Origin of the sequence: Megasphaera hominis (assembly GCF_014269395.1) — a bacterium.
In the GTDB taxonomy this organism is placed as follows: Bacteria; Bacillota; Negativicutes; order Veillonellales; family Megasphaeraceae; genus Megasphaera; species Megasphaera hominis.
In genome coordinates this window covers 21840-40458 of record NZ_JACOGK010000005.1, presented here as the reverse complement: position 1 = coordinate 40458, position 18619 = coordinate 21840, and the positions used below count along the sequence as shown (strand labels likewise).

Annotated in this window: 16 protein-coding genes; all 16 read left to right on the top strand. The window is 56.4% G+C overall.

Features of this window, described 5'->3' with window-relative positions:
• The first annotated feature begins 72 nt into the window (after positions 1–72).
• The 16 genes from H8J70_RS02540 (at position 73) to H8J70_RS02465 (ending at position 18577) form a co-directional block, all read left to right on the top strand.
• Positions 73–1197 (top strand): DUF362 domain-containing protein, encoded by a 1125-nt coding sequence (locus H8J70_RS02540; RefSeq protein ID WP_186502296.1) that lies wholly within the window; start codon positions 73–75, stop codon positions 1195–1197.
• Positions 1198–1318: 121 nt separating this feature from the next.
• The gene (locus tag H8J70_RS02535; protein ID WP_186502295.1) at positions 1319–1975 is read left to right on the top strand and encodes an HAD hydrolase-like protein; all 657 of its coding nucleotides are present in this window, start codon (positions 1319–1321) and stop codon (positions 1973–1975) included.
• Between the two features lie 10 nt (positions 1976–1985).
• A complete protein-coding gene (locus H8J70_RS02530) occupies positions 1986–4907 on the top strand; it encodes an insulinase family protein (RefSeq protein ID WP_186502294.1) in 2922 nt (973 codons plus the stop codon).
• 12 nt (positions 4908–4919) lie between these two features.
• Positions 4920–5879 (top strand): tRNA glutamyl-Q(34) synthetase GluQRS, encoded by a 960-nt coding sequence (gluQRS, locus tag H8J70_RS02525; protein ID WP_186502293.1) that lies wholly within the window; start codon positions 4920–4922, stop codon positions 5877–5879.
• 204 nt (positions 5880–6083) lie between these two features.
• Entirely contained in the window at positions 6084–6521 is a 438-nt protein-coding gene (mraZ, locus tag H8J70_RS02520) for a division/cell wall cluster transcriptional repressor MraZ (RefSeq protein WP_186502292.1), read from the top strand.
• An 8-nt stretch (positions 6522–6529) separates the two neighbouring features.
• Complete coding sequence (rsmH, locus tag H8J70_RS02515; protein WP_186502291.1) at positions 6530–7462, top strand: 16S rRNA (cytosine(1402)-N(4))-methyltransferase RsmH; 933 nt, start codon at positions 6530–6532, stop codon at positions 7460–7462.
• Positions 7463–7518: 56 nt separating this feature from the next.
• Entirely contained in the window at positions 7519–7908 is a 390-nt protein-coding gene (locus H8J70_RS02510; protein ID WP_186502290.1) for an FtsB/FtsL family cell division protein, read from the top strand.
• Positions 7909–8006: 98 nt separating this feature from the next.
• Positions 8007–9503 (top strand): UDP-N-acetylmuramoyl-L-alanyl-D-glutamate--2,6-diaminopimelate ligase, encoded by a 1497-nt coding sequence (locus tag H8J70_RS02505; protein WP_186502289.1) that lies wholly within the window; start codon positions 8007–8009, stop codon positions 9501–9503.
• A 3-nt stretch (positions 9504–9506) separates the two neighbouring features.
• Positions 9507–10877, top strand: coding sequence for a UDP-N-acetylmuramoyl-tripeptide--D-alanyl-D-alanine ligase (locus H8J70_RS02500; protein WP_186502288.1), 1371 nt, complete (start codon positions 9507–9509; stop codon positions 10875–10877).
• Between the two features lie 5 nt (positions 10878–10882).
• Complete coding sequence (mraY, locus tag H8J70_RS02495) at positions 10883–11848, top strand: phospho-N-acetylmuramoyl-pentapeptide-transferase (protein WP_186502286.1); 966 nt, start codon at positions 10883–10885, stop codon at positions 11846–11848.
• Positions 11849–11887: 39 nt separating this feature from the next.
• Entirely contained in the window at positions 11888–13252 is a 1365-nt protein-coding gene (gene murD / locus H8J70_RS02490) for a UDP-N-acetylmuramoyl-L-alanine--D-glutamate ligase (RefSeq protein ID WP_186502284.1), read from the top strand.
• Positions 13253–13288: 36 nt separating this feature from the next.
• On the top strand, positions 13289–14416 hold the full coding sequence (gene murG / locus H8J70_RS02485) for an undecaprenyldiphospho-muramoylpentapeptide beta-N-acetylglucosaminyltransferase (RefSeq protein WP_186502282.1): 1128 nt from the start codon (positions 13289–13291) through the stop codon (positions 14414–14416).
• Positions 14417–14438: 22 nt separating this feature from the next.
• A complete protein-coding gene (gene murC, locus H8J70_RS02480; RefSeq protein WP_186502364.1) occupies positions 14439–15821 on the top strand; it encodes a UDP-N-acetylmuramate--L-alanine ligase in 1383 nt (460 codons plus the stop codon).
• Between the two features lie 6 nt (positions 15822–15827).
• Positions 15828–16757, top strand: a complete 930-nt coding sequence (locus H8J70_RS02475; RefSeq protein WP_186502363.1) for a D-alanine--D-alanine ligase family protein — start codon at positions 15828–15830, stop codon at positions 16755–16757.
• 18 nt (positions 16758–16775) lie between these two features.
• Positions 16776–17744, top strand: coding sequence for a cell division protein FtsQ/DivIB (locus H8J70_RS02470; protein ID WP_246415241.1), 969 nt, complete (start codon positions 16776–16778; stop codon positions 17742–17744).
• A gap of 71 nt (positions 17745–17815) precedes the next feature.
• Positions 17816–18577, top strand: a complete 762-nt coding sequence (locus H8J70_RS02465; RefSeq protein ID WP_186502278.1) for an SDR family NAD(P)-dependent oxidoreductase — start codon at positions 17816–17818, stop codon at positions 18575–18577.
• The last annotated feature ends 42 nt before the right edge of the window (positions 18578–18619 follow it).

Below are 18619 nucleotides of genomic sequence, written 5' to 3'. Positions count from 1 at the left end.
TATGATAAGATAGTACCGTTGTTGTACATAATGAAACAACACGCATGCATTTAGTAAGGGGAGGAAACAACCATGGAAAAATCTAAAGTGTATTTTACTGATTTTCGTTGCAAAATCGGTACGAATGGGTTAACGAAATTACAGAAACTGTGCCGCCGTGCCGGTATCGATCAGATCGACATGGATGGCAAGTTCGTGGCCATCAAAATGCACTTCGGCGAATTGGGCAGCTTGGCCTCGATCCGCCCGCAGTACGTCAAAGCCGTAGCCGACCTGGTGAAGGAATTGGGCGGCAAACCGTTCCTGACGGACTGTAATACCCTCTATCCGGGCAGCCGCAAGCATGCCCTGGAACATCTGGACTGTGCCAACCTGAACGGCTACAACACGGTCACGACGGGCTGTCAGATCATCATCGGCGACGGCCTGCGCGGTACCGATGAAGTAGAAGTACCCGTTAAAAATGGGGAATACGTAGAAAAAGCAAAGATTGGCCGGGCCATTATGGACGCCGACGTCTTCATCAGCCTGGCTCACTTTAAAGGCCACGAAATGACCGGCTTTGGCGGCGCAATCAAAAATATCGGCATGGGCTGCGGCAGCCGTGCCGGCAAGATGGAACAGCATTCTTCGGGCAAACCGGCTGTAGACGAAAGCCTCTGCCGTGGCTGCCGCCGTTGCGCTACGGAATGCGGCTCCGACGCCATTACCTATGAAAACAACAAAGCCCATATCGACGAAGAACTGTGCAAAGGCTGCGGCCGCTGCATCGGCGCCTGCGCCTTTGACGCCATCCAGACCATCGACTGGGATGCCAGCGACAAACTGGACCGCAAAATGGCCGAATACGCCCAGGTAGTCTGTCAGGACCGTCCGTGCTTCCATATCAACATGGTCATGGACGTATCGCCGAACTGCGACTGTCATGCGGAAAGCGACGCACCGATCCTGCCGAACCTCGGCATGTTTGCGTCCTTCGACCCGGTGGCCCTCGACCAGGCCTGTGTTGATGCCTGCCAGAAAGCACAGCCCCTGCCAAACAGCCAGCTCGCCGATAACCTGGCCAACCCGGAACTGGAATGTCACCACGATCACTTCATCGACAACAACCCTCACGTCAACTGGGAAGAAACCCTCGTTCATGCACAGAAAATCGGCATGGGCACACGGGAATACGAACTCGTTGTCGTAAAATAAGGATATTTCTTGCAGTAAAAGCCACGGATCGCTGTCCGTGGCTTTTTTGTACCTGGATAACCATTCTCAAATATGCTAAAATGTATAAGATACGAAAAAGATACCAATTAGGAGGTCTTTCATGTACAACTATGTATTATTCGATTTGGACGGTACCCTGACCGATTCCAAGGAAGGCATCATCAAGTCCGTCGCCTACGCCCTGGAAAAAATGGGGGAAACGACGGCAGGCCGCCTGGATCAGCACACGGTCATCGGGCCGCCTATGATGACCACGTTCACCCAGGTCTATGGCTTTTCCGAAGCCAAGGCACGCCACTTGTACAGCCTCTTCCAGGAACGCTATGGTACAGTAGGCCGTTTTGAAAATAAACCCTTCCCGGGCATTTTGGACCTCTTGCAGGCCCTGCGGGACCATGGTGTAGCCAGCTATGTGGCTACGTCAAAGCCGACGGTTCACGCCCAGGCTATTTGTGATAAATTTGGCATTACCCCTTACGTAGAGGCTGTCTGTGGCAGCACTCTGGGCGGCTCGGAAACGAAAGCCGACGTCATGCAGGCCGTCCTCGACCGCATCGGCCCTGACGGCGTGCCGTCGAGCCTCATGGTAGGGGACCGCAAATACGACGTTATTGGCGCCAGAGAAACGCACGTACCCGTAGCCATCGTAGGCTTCGGCTATGGCACAGAGGCAGAACGGCAGGCCTTCCCGCCGGATTACTTCGCCCCCGACGTGCCGGCACTACAGCAGATTATCCTTGGCGATACAAACAGATAGGAGAGATAGTATGACCTTAGATGTACACAGCACGTTACACGGTTTCCGTGTCGATCGCGCAGTTTTTGTCAAAGAATTAGGCAGCCAGGCGTATGAAATGACACACGTCCAGTCCGGCGCCCGCCTGCTCTACATCAAAAACGACGACGACAACAAAGTATTTTCCATTTCCTTCCGCACGACACCGTCGGACAGCACAGGCGTACCGCACATTTGCGAACACTCGACGCTGTGCGGCTCGCGCAAGTTCCCCTTGAAGGAACCCTTCGTCGAACTGGTCAAAGGCTCGCTCAATACGTTCCTCAACGCCATGACCTTCCCGGACAAGACCATGTATCCCGTAGCCAGCCGCAACGCCATCGACTTCAAAAACCTCGTCGACGTCTACCTTGATGCGGTCTTCTTCCCAAACATGCTCAAGGACCCGGAAGTCCTCATGCAGGAAGGCTGGCACTATGAAATGGAAACACCTGACGCGCCCCTTTCCTACAGCGGCGTCGTCTACAATGAAATGAAAGGCGTCTTCTCGTCACCGGACGCCCAGCTCGAACGGCACGTTATGGAAAACCTCTTCCCGGACACGACGTACGGCGTCGAATCGGGCGGCGATCCAGACGACATTCCGAACCTCACGCAGGCAGACTTTACGGCCTTCCACGCCAAATACTACCACCCGTCGAACAGCTACATCTTCCTCTATGGTGATCTCGATATCGACGCCATGCTGGCATTCATCGACGGCGAATACCTGAGCAAATTCACGGCCACGCACATTGCCTCGGAAATCGGCCGCCAGGCCTGCCCGGGGAGCATCGTAAAAACCTACCCGTACGGCGTAGCCAACGGCGAAAAGACAGAGCAGAAGACACTGCACAGCCTGACCTACGTCGTCGACGACGCCCTCGACACGACGCTGGCCCTGGCCTTTAAGACCCTCACCTACGCCCTCTTGCTCTCACCGGCAGCACCGCTCAAAAAAGCCCTCGTCGACGCCGGCCTGGGCCAGGACATTTCCGGTGACTTCCAAAACGGCCTGCTCCAGCCCCTGTGGGGCATTTCCATCAACGGCTCGGACCCGGACAAGCAGGCACAGATTCTGCCCGTCGTACGTAAAGCCCTGACAGACCTCGTCACGAAGGGCATCGACCGGACCCTCCTCACAGGCGCCCTGAACCGCATTGAATTTTCCCTGCGCGAAGCCGACTTTGCCGGCCGTCCGAAGGGACTCATCTACGGCATCCAGTGCATGGATACGTGGCTCTACGACGAAGACCCGCTCCTTTCCCTGACCTATGAAGATGCCCTCCAGACACTGCGCCAGGGCCTGACGACGTCGTACTACGAAGACATCCTGAAGAAATACATCCTTGACAATCCCTACTACGCCCTGGTGTCCCTCGTACCGGAACCGGGCCTCACGGAACAGCACGACCAGGCCGTAGCTGAAAAGCTCGCTGCCTACAAGGCCACCCTGTCGGCGCAGGACATTGACGCCATCATCGCCGCTACGCAGGCCCTCAAAAAACGCCAGGCAACGCCCGATTCGCCGGAAGCCCTGCAGACCATTCCGACCCTCTCCCGGGCTGACCTCGAAGCCAAGGCCGAAGACGTGGAAATGCATGAAGAAGCCGTAGCCGGCGTGCCCCTGTGCTACGTACCGGACTTTACCAATGGCATTACTTACATCAATGCCTACTTTGATTTGCACGGCTTTACGACGGAAGAAATGTCCTACGTCTACCTCCTGAGCGATCTCCTGGGTGATCTCGATACGCAGGACCACACCTATGCAGACCTTTCGGGCCTCATCGACCTCTATACCGGCGGCATTGACTACAGCGTTTCAGCCTACGCCGACCAGATCGACAACAGCAAGTACACGCCGGTCTTTAAAATAAAGACCAAGGCCCTCAGCAAAAACCTGGATAAGGCCATTGCCCTCTTAAAGGAAATTACGCTCCAGACGCTCTTTACCAACAAGGAACGCCTCATCGAGCTCGTAGAAGAAACGAAGGCCGGCTGGGATATGGACGCCTTCCGCCGCGGCCAGACCCTGGTCATGCACCGCGTCCTGTCCTATACGTCGCCGGTAGAGCAGTTCTGCGATGCCGGGGAACTCTCGTATTATGATTTCGTCGCCTCCGTAGCGGCAACGATCCGGACGGAACCGGAAAAAACGGCCAGCCGGTTTCAGGCAGTCCTGGAAAAAATCTTTGTCCGCGCCGGCCTGACGCTCGCCGTGACCGGCAGCGAAGAAGACAAGCAGACTGCCGTCAGCCTCCTGCCCCAGTGGCTCCAGGCTATGCCCACCGGCGAAACACAGACCAGCCTCTGCCAGTTCCCGCTGGCACCGAAGAACGAAGGCATCATGACCAGCGGCAAGGTCCAGTACGTCGCCAAGGGCGGCAACTTCCGCCGTCACGGCTATGACTACACGGGCAGCATGATGGTCCTCAATACGATTCTCCAGTACGGCTACTTGTGGACGAAGATCCGCGTCCAAGGCGGTGCCTACGGCGCCTTTACACGCTTTTATGCCAACGGCGACATGGTCTTTTGCTCGTACCGCGATCCGAACCTGCGCCGTAGCATCGAAGCCTACGACGACCTGGCAGACTATTTGGCACACTTCGACATTTCCGACCGGGAAATGACCAAGTACGTCATCGGCACGCTGAGCCGCATTGACGTACCGCTTACGCCATCCCTGCGGGGCGACAAGGCCATGAACCGCTACTTTACAGGCCTGACCCAGGCAGAAGCACAGCGCCGCCGCGATCAGCTCCTGGCTACGACTGTAGACGACATCCGCGCCCTGGCACCGCTCGTACGGGACGTCATGGGCGATAACCAGATCTGCGTCATGGGCGGCGAAGGAAAGCTCCGCGAAGACAGCGACCTCTTCGGCACGCTCATTTCCCTGCCGGGCTAAGGAGGGACGCGCGTGCGAGGACGATTTGCGCCCAGTCCGACGGGCTATATCCACGTGGGCAACGTCTGGTCGGCTTTCCTGGCGTGGCTGCAAGTGCGCCAGGCCGGCGGCACGCTGGTCCTGCGTATAGAAGACATTGATGAACAGCGGTCGAAAGGGGAGTTTGTCACGGCCCTCCTGGAGGACCTCACCTGGCTGGGCCTTACGTGGGATGAAGGCCCGGATACAGGCGGCCCCTGCGGCCCCTACGTACAGCAAGAGCGCTACGACCGCTATGCTGCGGCCCTGGCACAGCTGGCGGCACAAGGCCTGCTCTACCCGTGCTACTGCAGCCGCGCCAGGCTCCAGGCTGTAGGCGCGCCCCACGCCGGGGAACACGTCGTTTACGACGGCCACTGCTATGGCCTCTCCAAAGAAGAGCAGGCCCGGCAGACGAAGAAGCCGTCGTGGCGCGTACACGTACCGGCCCGGACCGTGACCTTTACGGACGGCGTCTACGGAAGGCAGGACGAATTTTTACCATGCTGCTGCGGTGATTTCGTCGTTCGCCGCGCCGATGACCTGTATGCCTACCAGCTCGCCGTATCCGTCGATGACGCTGCCATGGCCATTACCCACGTCCTGCGCGGCCGCGATCTCCTGTCGTCGACGGCCCAGCAGATCTGGCTCATAGAAACGCTGGGCGGCACGGCGCCGGCCTACACGCACGTACCCATGCTCATGGACGCCGGCGGCCACCGCCTGTCCAAACGGCAGCAGGGCATTACCGTGCGCAGCCTGCGCGGCCGGGGTGTCACAGCCCGGGCCCTCTTATCCTACCTGGCCTGGCTCGGCGGTCTCCTGCCGGAACGGCGCTGCCTCTCCCTGGCAGACCTGGTCAGGCAGTGCCGGTTTGAAGCGCTGCGGCACGACGACATCGTCCTCCCGGACGACTGGTTGTCCCAGGTAAGTGACATTTCAAAAAGTTTTTGAAAATAACGTATATCCATTAATTTTTATTACCATAAGACGTAGACTGCAAGGCAAAGGGAAGGAAAAACCTTCAAATTTTGCCTTGCAGTTTTTTTATATCTTTGTGTATACACTATTAATTACTTAACCTTGTTGTCATGCAGTGTGAAAATGTGGTAAAATGTGGTGAAAAGTGATAAAAAGTACAGAAAGGAGGGTCCTGCCATGTTCATGGGAGAATATTCACACGCCATCGACGCCAAAGGCCGGGTGATCATGCCGGCTAAGTTCCGCGAAGAACTGGGCGCTTCTTGTGTTGTTACCCGTGGCCTGGAGGGCTGTCTTTCTGTGTACACGTCCGAGGCCTGGCAGGCCTTGGCGGATAAAATGAAAAAGCTGCATACGAGCAAGGAAAAAGTACGCGCTTTTAAACGCTTTCTCTTCGGCAGCGCGGCGGAATTGGAATTTGACCGGACAGGACGTATCCTCATTCCCGCAACGCTCCGTGATTACGCAGGCTTGAGCCGGGAAGTAACGGTACTCGGTACAGGCGACACCATTGAAATCTGGGATAAAGAAGCCTATGAAGCCTACGCTGCCAAAACCGTTCCGGCTATGGAAGAAATAGCCGAAGAACTGGAAGATCTGGATTTCGATTTATAGGAGCATTCATGGAATTTCATCATATAAGCGTATTGCGCAATGAAACTATCGAGCACCTCTTGGGCGATCCCCATGGCATCTACGTAGATTGCACCCTCGGCGGTGGCGGCCATTCCCATTACCTGGCGGAACACCTGGCCGACGATGGCACGATCATCGGTCTCGACCAGGACCAGACGGCTATAAACGCTGCCTCAGCCCGCATGGCCGACGTAGGCTGCCGCTTCATTCCCGTACAAAAGAACTTCCGCTACATCGGCGACGTACTGGACGAGCTGCAGATCGATTACGTAGACGGCGTCATGTTTGACCTGGGCGTTTCCAGCTACCAGCTCGATACACCGGAACGGGGCTTTTCGTACATGCAGGACGGCCCCCTCGACATGCGCATGGACCGGTCCCAGGGCAAAAGTGCCTACGACGTGGTCAATACGTACAGTGAAGGCGAGCTCTACCGGATCATCAAGGACTACGGCGAAGAACGCTGGGCCAAGCGCATTGCCGCGTTCATCGTGGCAGCCCGCAAGGACGCACCGCTGACGACGACAGCCGAGCTGGTATCGGTCATCAAGAAGGCCATTCCCGCCGGCGCCCGCAAGGACGGTCCCCATCCGGCAAAACGGACCTTTCAGGCCATCCGCATCGAAGTAAACGATGAACTGGGGATTCTGCGGCAGGCTGTAGAAACGGCAGCCGGGCGGTTAAAGCCGGGCGGCCATATTTGCGTCATTACCTTCCACTCCCTGGAAGACCGCATTGTCAAGCAGACCTTAAAGCTCTTGGCGACGGACTGCATCTGTCCGCCGGACCTGCCGGTCTGCGTCTGCCACCACCACGCCAGCCTGCGCGTACAGCGTCATGCTATTGAGCCGTCGGCGGCAGAAATCGAAGCAAATCCACGGGCCCGCAGCGCAAAATTGCGGGTTGGTATACATAAATAAAATTGATAAAATAAACGAGATTTATTGTTTTTATTGTTGATGGGATGTGTTATAATATGCTGGCCAGAAAAGCTGGATATACTCACTATGAGGGACTGCAGGAACACGGGCAGTCCGGCACAACATCATACGCGGGCATGGAAGAACGACGGTTTGGCCGGCTCTTACGACAGACCATCGTCATCGTGGGTATCATTGGCGTCTTTATGCTGGCCTGTGTTGCCTTATCGGCAATCAAAGCCAACAACAGCTACGTCCTCATGCAGCACAAGCTGCATGCGCGCCAGCTGCAGCATGAAAACGAAATGCTCCGCGTGGATATTGCCAAATTAGGGACTCCTGACAGAATTTACAAGGAGGCCAAAAAGTTGGGTATGGTAATGCCAGTTACTGTCTTGTATGGTCAGTCTCATGAAACGTCCGGAACAGCCAATACCAGCCATTAGTGCGGCAGCATGAGCAGCCTTGTTTTAAGGCTGCTATTGTTGTTTTTCTGTTCTGTACGCATAGCTTGCAATACAAAAAAAGGGGGGAACACCTACACATGAAATCAATCGCTGAACTTTGTAAACAAATCAAGGGAATATATAACATAGATGGCAATGCCAACACACAGATTACGGGGATCTCGTCAGATTCCCGCGATATTGAACCGGGCTATCTCTTCGTCTGCTTTGCCGGCGTTCACACAGACGGCTCGAAATACGCTGCCCAGGCAGTCGAAAAGGGCGCCGTTGCCATCCTCACGACGAAGCACCTGCCGCTGCCGCAAAAGGCCGTCCAGATCATGGTACCGGACGTACACCACGCCGTAGAAGACATGGTGCCCTATTTCTATGACTATCCCGGCAAGAAAATGCGCATGATCGGCGTCACCGGCACGAACGGCAAGACGACGACGAGCCATATCATTGCCCACATCCTGCGCGCCGCAGGCCATCACGTCGGCGTCCTCGGCACGATTCACGCCCTCATCGACGACGAAGAACTGCCGATCCACAATACGACACCGGACGTCATCGAACTGCAGCGCTTCCTGGCCCTCATGTACGACCGCGGCATGACCCACGTCGTCATGGAAGTATCGAGCCATGCCCTGGCCTTAAACCGCGTTGCCGGCATCGAATACGATACAGCCGTCTTCACGAACCTCACGCAGGACCACCTCGATTTCCATAAAACCTTTGAAAACTACCTGGCCGCCAAAGCCAAGCTCTTCCAGAGCCTGAGCCGGGAAGAACACGTCAAGGATAACAAAACGGCCATCGTCAACATCGACGACGCCTACGCCGACGGCATCCTCAAGGCCTGCCACTGCCGGGTCCTCACGTATGGCGTAGAAAAGAAAGCCGACCTCCAGGGCGCCAACCTGTCGGTCGAACTGAAACACTCGGCCTTCGACGTCACCGGCCCCTTCGGCACGGTCCATCTGAAAATGAATATTACCGGCCTCTTCAACGTCTATAACACGCTGGCCGCCATTGGCGCCGCCCATGCAGAAGGCGTAGACCTGGCAACTATAGAAAAAGCACTGCAGGATTTCCATTCTGTACCGGGCCGCTTTGAACTCGTCGAAGCCGGCCAGGATTTTGCCATTGTCGTCGACTATTCCCACACGCCGGACAGCCTGGAAAAGGCCCTCGAAACGGCACGCGATATGAAGCCAAAGCGCATCCTCGCCGTCTTTGGCTGCGGCGGTGACCGGGACCGTACGAAACGGCCGATCATGGGCCGCATTGCCGCCGAAAAGGCAGACATTCCCATCGTTACGTCAGACAATCCCCGTTCGGAAAACCCCGACGCCATTGTCGCTGAAGTAGAAGCCGGTGTCAAAGAAGGCCTGCATCCGGGCCAGCAGCACGAAGTCATTGTCGACCGCCGTCAGGCCATTTACCGGGCTGTCGAACTGGCCCAGCCGGGAGATATCGTCCTCATTGCCGGCAAAGGCCATGAAGATTATCAGATCCTCAACACGGGGACTATCCATTTCGACGATCGCGAAGTAGCCAGAGACGCCGTCCTGGCTTTAAAGGGGAGATAAGAAATGGCACGATTCACACTGGATGAAGTGGTACAGGCCACAGGCGGCCGCCTCGTATATGACGTACCGGACCGGACCTTTAGCCAGGCCGAAACGGATACGCGGGCGATCAGCCAGGGAGCGCTCTTCGTCGCCCTCAAGGGCGAACGCTTCAACGGCCACGATTACGTCCTCAGGGCACGCGAACAAGGCGCCTTAGGGGCCGTCGTGTCCGAAGACCGGCCGGAATACAACGTACCCGGTTTTGCCGTCTTTCTCGTAGCCAATACGGAAACGGCCTATCAGGACCTGGCCCGTTTTCACCGGCGCCGCTTTGCCATTCCCATCGTCGCCGTTACGGGCTCTGTCGGCAAGACGTCGACACGCAGCATCATTGCCGCTGTATTGTCCCAGCGCTACCACGTCCTGCAGACAGAAAAGAATTTCAACAACGAAATCGGCTTGCCCCGTACGCTCCTGCAGCTTACGCCGGAACATGAAGTGTGTGTCGTAGAAATGGGCATGCGCGGCCTCGGCCAGATTGCCGAGCTGGCCGCCATTGCCGAACCGACCATCGGCGTCGTCACAAACGTCGGCAAAAGCCATATCGAACTCCTGGGCTCCCAGGAAAATATAGCCAAGGCCAAAAGCGAGCTCGTAGAAGCCCTGCCCGAAAACGGCGCAGCCATCCTCAACCAGGATGATCCCTACGTCGCTGCCATGGCCGATCTCTGCCGCGGCAAAGTCGTAGGCTATGGCGTAACCAGCAACGCCGCCATCCGGGCCAGCCGTATTACGTGCAACGAAAAGGGTATCCGCTTTGCCTGCCGCTGCTTTGACCAGGTACTCGATATCCACATGCCTGTCATTGGCCGGCATAACGTATACAACGCCCTGGCGGCCATTGCCGTAGGACGCCTCCTGGGCCTTTCGGAGCATCAGCTCGCCAAGGGCTTGGCCGAATACCGCGGCATGCCTATGCGCCAGGAACTCGTGCGCTGTGGCGACTATACGTTTATTAACGACGCCTACAATGCCAACCCGGCTTCCATGAGCGAAGCCCTGCGTTCGCTGACGCTGCTCACCAAAGGACGCAAAATCGCCGTCCTCGGCGGCATGCTCGAACTGGGCGAGTGGGCCCAAAAAGAACATGCAGCCATCGGCGCCGAAGCCGCTGACCTGGGTATTGACATTCTCATTACCCTCGGTGACCTGGCAGCCGGCATTGCCAGCGCAGCCCGCGCTAAGGGCCTTACCGCCGTGTACACGACAGCTACCCATGCCGAAGCGGCAGCGCGCCTGCAGGAACTCCTGCAGCCCGGTGACACTATCTTATTAAAAGGATCCCGTGGCTTTGCCATGGAAAAAATATTGCCTTATTTTGAAAGGAAGTAATGTTGATGTTAAATACGCTGCTCTTTGGTTTTGCCGTAAGCCTTATCGTGGCTTTGGCTCTGGGTCCCCTGGTAATCCGGGAATTGAAACATTTTCACGCCCGCCAGTCGGAACGCGAAGAAGGTCCTCAGAGTCATAAGTATAAAGCCGGCACGCCAACCATGGGTGGCGTGTTGATACTGGCGGCCCTCATCGTGTCGTGCCTTATCTTTAATCCCCTCGACTTGCGCAAGGGCCTGGCCTTGTTCCTGACCTTTGGTCACGGCGTCATCGGCTTTCTCGACGACTCCATCAAGGCCATCAAGCACCGCAACCTGGGCCTGACAGCCAAACAAAAACTGGCAGCCCAGTTCGTCATGGCCGCAATCTTTTGCTTCATCCTGAAAGAATACCTGAATTTCCCGACAACCCTGTGGATTCCTTTTACCACCTGGAATATTGATTTAGGGCTGTTTTATTATCTCTTTGTCTTCGTCATGATCGTCGGCACGAGCAACGCCGTCAACCTGACCGACGGCCTGGACGGCCTGGCAGCAGGCTCCTGCGCCATTACGTCCGTCGCCTACGTAGTCATCGCCGTAGCCCTGGGCTACGTGCACTTCGCCGTCTTCTGTGCGGCCCTGACCGGCGCCTGCCTGGGCTTCCTCTTTTACAACCAGCACCCGGCCAAGATGTTCATGGGTGACACAGGCTCCCTGGCCTTGGGCGGTGCCCTGGCTGCCATGGCTATCCTGACGAAAACAGAACTGCTCCTCATCATCGCCGGCGGCCTCTACGTCATTGAAGCCCTCTCCGTCATCATCCAGGTCATTTCCTTCAAGACGACGGGCAAACGGGTCTTCAAGATGAGCCCCATTCATCACCACTTTGAATTATCCGGCTGGAGCGAAGTAAAAGTAGTAACCGTATTTTGGAGCTTTTCGGCCCTCATGGCCATTCTTTCGATTTTTATCGTTTTGGCGTGGAAATAAAAACCAACCGTCTGATTTCGTCTAAAAGCAGGTGTGAATATGAGCATAATGGATTTTTCTGGAAAACGTGTGTTAGTCATCGGTGCCGGTATCAGTGGCCGGTCTGCGTCGGAGGCCCTGGCCTGTCACGGCGCTTCGGTCATATTAAATGATGTCAAGAATGTCGACGCCCAAGGGGAACCGTGGAATGAATTGAAGGCCGACGGCGTACAGCTCGTCTTTGGCCATCAGGAAGCAGCCCTTCTCGACAACATCGATATCGTCGTCCCTTCGCCCGTCGTTTCTCCGGAAATTCCGATTATGAAGGAAGCGGCAGCCCGCAAGCTGCCCATTTGGAGTGAAGTCGAAGTAGCCTGCCGCGTCACCGATGCGGACATCCTGGCCATTACCGGCACGAACGGCAAGACGACGACGACCACCCTCTTAGGCGAAATCATGAAGGCCGCCGGCCGGGAAACGGTCATTGGCGGCAATATCGGCTACGGCCTGTCCCTGCAGGCAGAAGACCTGCCCAAGGAAGACGTCGTCGTAGCAGAACTGTCCAGCTTCCAGCTGGAATTTACGCGTACCCTGAAAGCCAAGGCCGCCGTCATCCTGAACATTACGCCGGACCACCTCGATCGTCACCACACGATGGAAGCCTACGTAGCAGCGAAAAAACGCATTTTTCTCAACCAGGACAAGAGCGATTTCGCCCTGCTCAACTATGACGACGCCCTTGTCCGTCCGATGGAACCGGACATGACCGGTACGGTCCTCTGGTTTTCCACAGAAGGCGAAGTGCCGGTTGGCGCTTTTGCCAAAGACGGCAACCTGGTCCTGCGTATGGACGGCAAGGATACGCTCATTTGCAAAGAAACAGAGCTGAAGCTATTCGGCAAACACAATATTCAAAACTGTCTGGCAGCTGCACTTATGGCCTACGTAGCCGGTGCACCTTTGCCGGTCATTCGCACGGTACTGCAACACTTCAAGGGTGTCGAACACCGGATCGAACCGGTACGCACCCTGAATGGCGTAACGTATTATAACGATTCTAAAGGCACGAATACAGACGCTTCCATAAAAGCACTGGCTGCCTTCCCGGGCCACCTGATCCTCATCGCCGGGGGCTATGACAAGCTCACGCCTCTCGACGAATTCATGGCCTTAGCGGCAGAAAAGGTCGATACGCTCATCCTCATCGGCGCAGCGACAGAACGCTTTGCTGCCGCCGCCGAAAAGGCAGGCGTAAAAGATATTCGTAAAGCCGGCAACAGCATGGAACAAGCTGTCATGCTGGCACGCAAGCTGGCCAAGCCGCCACAGAACGTGCTCTTATCACCGGCTTGTTCGAGTTATGATATGTATGACAATTATGAGCAGCGTGGACGTGTGTTCAAAGGTATAGTTAACGCGATTTAATCAATAGGAAAACACTAGTATAGGGAGGAAAGGAACATGCGCCGAGTTATTATTTCCGGAGGCGGAACAGGGGGGCATATCTATCCTGCTATTACCATCGCCCGGGCAATAGCAGACATTGAACCCACAGAATTTCTTTATGTTGGATCCAAGATTGGCCTGGAAAATACGCTGATTCCTAATGAGGGATTCCCTTTCGTTACGCTCGATGTACGTGGACTGGAACGTAAGATTTCATTTCGGAATTTCATCACCTTAGGCAAGACTGCCGGCAGTGTGCTTAAGGCAGAACGGATTATTCATAAATTTAAGCCCGACGTGGCCATCGGTACAGGCGGCTTCGTCTGCGGCCCCGTCCTTTTGGCAGCCAGCCTCAGCGGCGTGCCGACGATGGTACAGGAACAAAACGTCATTCCCGGCGTTACCAATACGATCCTGAGCCGCTTCGTCCGCTGCGTGGCCTTAGGCTACGAAGAAGCAGCAGAACGCTTCAAAAACAAGAAAAACCTGGTCTATACGGGCAACCCTGTCCGTAAGGACATCCTCACCGGTACGCGTGAACACGGCCGGGCCCTCCTCGGTCTCGACCCGGATAAATTCACGCTCCTCGTCGCCGGCGGCAGCCGTGGCGCCCGCACCATCAACAACGCCATGATCGAAGTGCACCGCTATTTCCGTGACAGCGAAGACATTCAAATCCTGCACGTCACAGGCGATCACGAATACGACCGCGTCGTTTCCCAGCTCGAAGGCATTGACGGCAAAGGCCGCTACGGTGCAGGCAGCCATATCATTCCCTACCTGCATCACATGCCGGAAGCCCTGGCAGCAGCCGACCTGGCCGTCTACCGGGCCGGTGCCGTGGGCCTGGCCGAACTGACCGTACGCGGTTTGCCGGCCATCCTCATTCCGTATCCGTATGCAGCAGAAGATCACCAGCGCTACAACGCACAGGCCCTGGTCATGTGCGGCGCCGCCAAGATGATCCTCGACAAGATGCTCAACGGACACGAGCTGTTAGACGAAATCATTCATCTCAAAAACGATCCGGCTGCTTTGGCCCGCATGGCTAAAGCCAGCAAATCCAAAGGCCGTCCGCAGGCCGCCCACGACATTGCCGAACTGGCACTGTCCATTGCCCGCGGTTCTGAAAAACGCCAATAAGGGCAGAAAGATGGGAAAAATTATGGTTGATCTCAACAAGGTACAGCGCGTTCACTTCATCGGCATCGCCGGTGCCGGCATGCGCGCCATTGCCAATATATTTATAGAAAAAGGCTATGCTGTCTCCGGCTCCGACTTGCGCCCGTCAGCGACGACAGAACGCTTCGAACAGATGGGAGCCCGCATCTTCATCGGCCAGCAGGCAGAAAACGTAGCCGGTGCCGAAGTCGTCATCATTTCCTCGGCCATTCGCGACAACAACGTCGAACTCGTCGAAGCCCGCCGCCTGGGCATCCCTGTCATCCATCGCTCCGATGCGCTGATCCACATCATGAGCTGGGGCAAGGGCATTGCCGTAGCCGGTGCCCACGGCAAGACGACGACCTCGTCCATGCTGGGCCAGGTCTTTTATGAAAGCGATACAGACCCGACACTGGTCATCGGCGGGGAAGTCGATTACCTCCATTGCAACTCCGTCCTCGGCAAAGGGGACTACGTCATCGTCGAAGCCGACGAAAGCGACGGCTCCTTCCTCAAGGAACGGCCCTACATGGCTGTCGTCACCAACATCGACGCAGACCACATGGACCACTACGGCTCTCTCGAAAACATCGTCAAGGCCTTCCACGAATTCCTGGACCGCTTAGACCCGCAAGAAGGCTTGGCCGTCCTTTGCTTTGAAAATGAAAAAATCCGCGCCCTGGCCAAGAACCTGGACCGCCGTTATATTTCCTACGCCCTCGAAGAAGAAGCGGACTACAACGGCCGCAATATCTACTACGATCAGGGCCGTCTCTATTACGAAGTATGGCACGACGGACAAAACCTGGGTACCATCAGCCTCTGCGTACCCGGCCGGCACAACGTGCTCAATTCCCTGGCAGCCGTAGCCGTAGCCCTGACGTGCGGCATTCCCTTCGGCAAAATTGCCAAGGCCCTGGCCCACTTCCATGGCGCAAAACGCCGCTTCCAGACCAAAGGCCACGTCGGTGGCGTCTGGGTCGTCGACGACTACGCTCACCATCCGACGGAAATCAACGCCACCCTTACGGCGGCCCGTGATATGGGAACGCACCGCGTAGTCTGTCTCTTCCAGCCTCACCGCTATACGCGGACGAAGCTGCTCCTCAATGACTTCGGCGGTGCCTTTGCCAATGCGGACAAGCTCATCATTACCGACGTCTACAGCGCCGGTGAAGATCCCATTCCCGGCATCAACGGGGAACTCATCGCCCAAAAGGTCAAAGAAACGACCGGCCAGGACGTGACCTATATTGCCGATAAGCGCGAGCTCGTAGGCTATCTCAAAGAAAACGCCCGCCCGCAGGACCTGATCATTACCATGGGGGCCGGCGATATCTACCAGATCGGTGAACAGTACGTACAGGAAATGGAGAAGAAATAAATGGACATGAAAGATAAAAAGATCGCCGTCGTCGTAGGCGGTCCGTCGACCGAAGCCGACGTATCACGCCGTACCGGTGCAGCCATTGCCGGCGCACTGCAGCAAAAAGGCTACACGGCACAGGTACTGGAACTCGTACCGAAACACTTTGCCGAAGACCTCAAGGCAGGCGGCTACGACGTCGTCTTCAACGCCCTCCACGGCCGTTACGGTGAAGACGGTGTCCTCCAGGGGCTGTGCGAAATGATGAATATTCCCTATACGGGTCCGGGCGTCATGGCCAGCGCCGTCGGCCTCAATAAGGTACTCAGCAAATGTGCCTTCCAGGGTGCCGGCATTGCTACGGCTCCCTTTGCCTACTACTTTGACAGCCAGACCCAGGACGCCATTGCTGCCGACATTATGCAGCGCTTTTCCTTCCCCGTGGTCATCAAGTCGTCGACCCAGGGCTCGAGCATCGGTACAGTCATCGTCACGAGCGAACAGGAAATGCACGACGCCCTGGCGGAAGCCTTCAAGTACAGCAATTCCATCGTCGCCGAAGCCTTCATCGACGGCGATGAATTCACCGTCGCCGTTATGGACGACATGGCCTTCCCGGTCATTCAGATCGTTTCCAGCACGGGCAAATACGACTACTATTCCAAATACGCGCCAGGCGTAGCCAAACACCTCTGCCCGGCACCTATTTCCGAAGAGCTGACGAAAAAAATGCAGTCCCTGGCCATGGATGTATTCCATCTGTGCCACTGCAACGGCATTTCCCGTGTCGACATCATGACCGATAAGGAAGGCAATCCCTTCGTTCTCGAAATCAATACCGTACCGGGCATGACGGCTACGAGCCTCGTTCCCGATGCCGCCCGGGCTGCAGGCATTGCATTTCCGGAATTATGCGAACGGATTTTACAGGAAGCTGCTATTGGTAAATTCTGATTGGTGCAGGGTTGAATTATGAGTATACATACAAAGAATAAGACATCCGGTGCAGGTAAAAATGCATATATGACCTACAATGATACCTACGAAATACGCCGGCGGACACAGGAAGTCTTTATTCCGCCCCAGGTTGATGCGGATACGTCGTATGTACCCAATCAAGAAGCAAACGAAGCCAAGGGGCCGACGCAAAAGCGCATCGCCCGCCGCCGTGCCCGCAGAAGCCGTAAGGAGCTCATCCGCCAGCGCCGCCAGCGTCGCCGCCAGCGCCGCCAGCGTCGCCGCCAGCGCCGTCTCCTGGCCCTCATTACGGTCCTCCTCGTCTTTCTTTTCTGGCTCTTCCTGTGGCTGGCGCCGGTGCCCTTCGGCACGGTCATTGTCGACGGCAATGACAAGATGTCCTTCGGCGACGTCTACAAAGCCAGCGGTATCAAGAACAACCTCATCAACGTCGTCCAGCTTTCACCGGATACGATGGCCAGTGAGCTGAAAAAAGACCTGCGTGTCGCCGATGCAGACATTACGCGGGAATTTCCGGCCACCATCCATATCCGCATGAAAGAACGGCAGGTCGTCGCCGTCGTAACGACCATGTACGGCTTTGCCTATATCGACCAGACCGGCACGGTTATCCAGAACGGTTCGCAAATCAAAGGCGTATCGGTACCGCTCATTACGGGCAAACGCGTAGACACGCTGCTCCTGGGCGATACGATCCAAGACCAGGCCATCCTGTCGTCCCTCGAATATTTGCAGGACCTTTCACCGGATATCCGTAAGACCGTAACGGAAATCAACGTAGGAAATCCCAATGAAGTCGTAGCCTATACGTCGGACTCCGTGCCCATCCACCTGGGCAGCGTCAACGAACCGGGTACGCGGGCGACACTGACAGAAGAGCTGTTAAACGAAGTGAAGAGCAAACGCCTTATGGTACAGTACATCGATACGGATCCACAGTCACCACTCGTCAAGAGCAACTAGGCGTCATGTGGAAGAAAAAGCCAGGCGGGGCAAAACCTGTTTGGCTTTTTTTGTGAAAAGGGGGGAGAAGCGTGCAGATCGCCATCATCACCGGCGCCTCGAGCGGCCTGGGCCGGCAATGTACGGCCTACGCAGACCGTCAGGGCTTAGACGAAATCTGGCTTTTGGCCCGGCGCCGCGACCGTCTGGAAGAAGTAGCAGCCGGCCTTACGACGCAGGCCCGCGTCATCGCCCTCGACCTTACGGAAGAAGCGAGCTGGAACGAGCTGGACGAACTCATACAGGCAGCCCGGCCGGATATTGCCTGTGTCATCCACGCCGCCGGCTTTGGCCGCATCGGCCCGACGGCAGACCTCACTACACAGGGACAGCTCGCTATGATCCGCATCCACTGCGAAGCCTCCCTGGCCCTGACGAAGAGCGTCGTGCCTTACATGCAACGCGGCGCCCGCCTGGTCTTTATCTCGTCCGTCGCCGCCTTTTTGCCCATCCCGTATTTCAACGTCTATGCCGCCGCCAAGGCCTTTCTCCTGCGTTACAGCCGGGCCCTGCGGCAGGAGCTGCAGCCCCGGGGCATCAGCGTGACCGCCGTCTGTCCCTACTGGGTAGGCGATACGGAATTTGTCTCTGCAGCGCGGCAGGAAGGGGGCAGCCGGTACTTTCCCCGCTTGTTTCTCCCCAGCAAGAGCGCTGCCGTCATGCAAGAAGTCTGGCGCGATATCGAAGCCCGGCGGGAACTGTCCGTACCGGGCTGGCAAGCCAAACTGATCCGTCTGGCGTCGGGCCTTTTGCCCCAGCGCGTCATGCTTTGGTTTTGCCGTCTTTTTGCCTGAAAAAAGCCTGTAAAAGGCCAAAACTATGTGAAAGAATTTTAA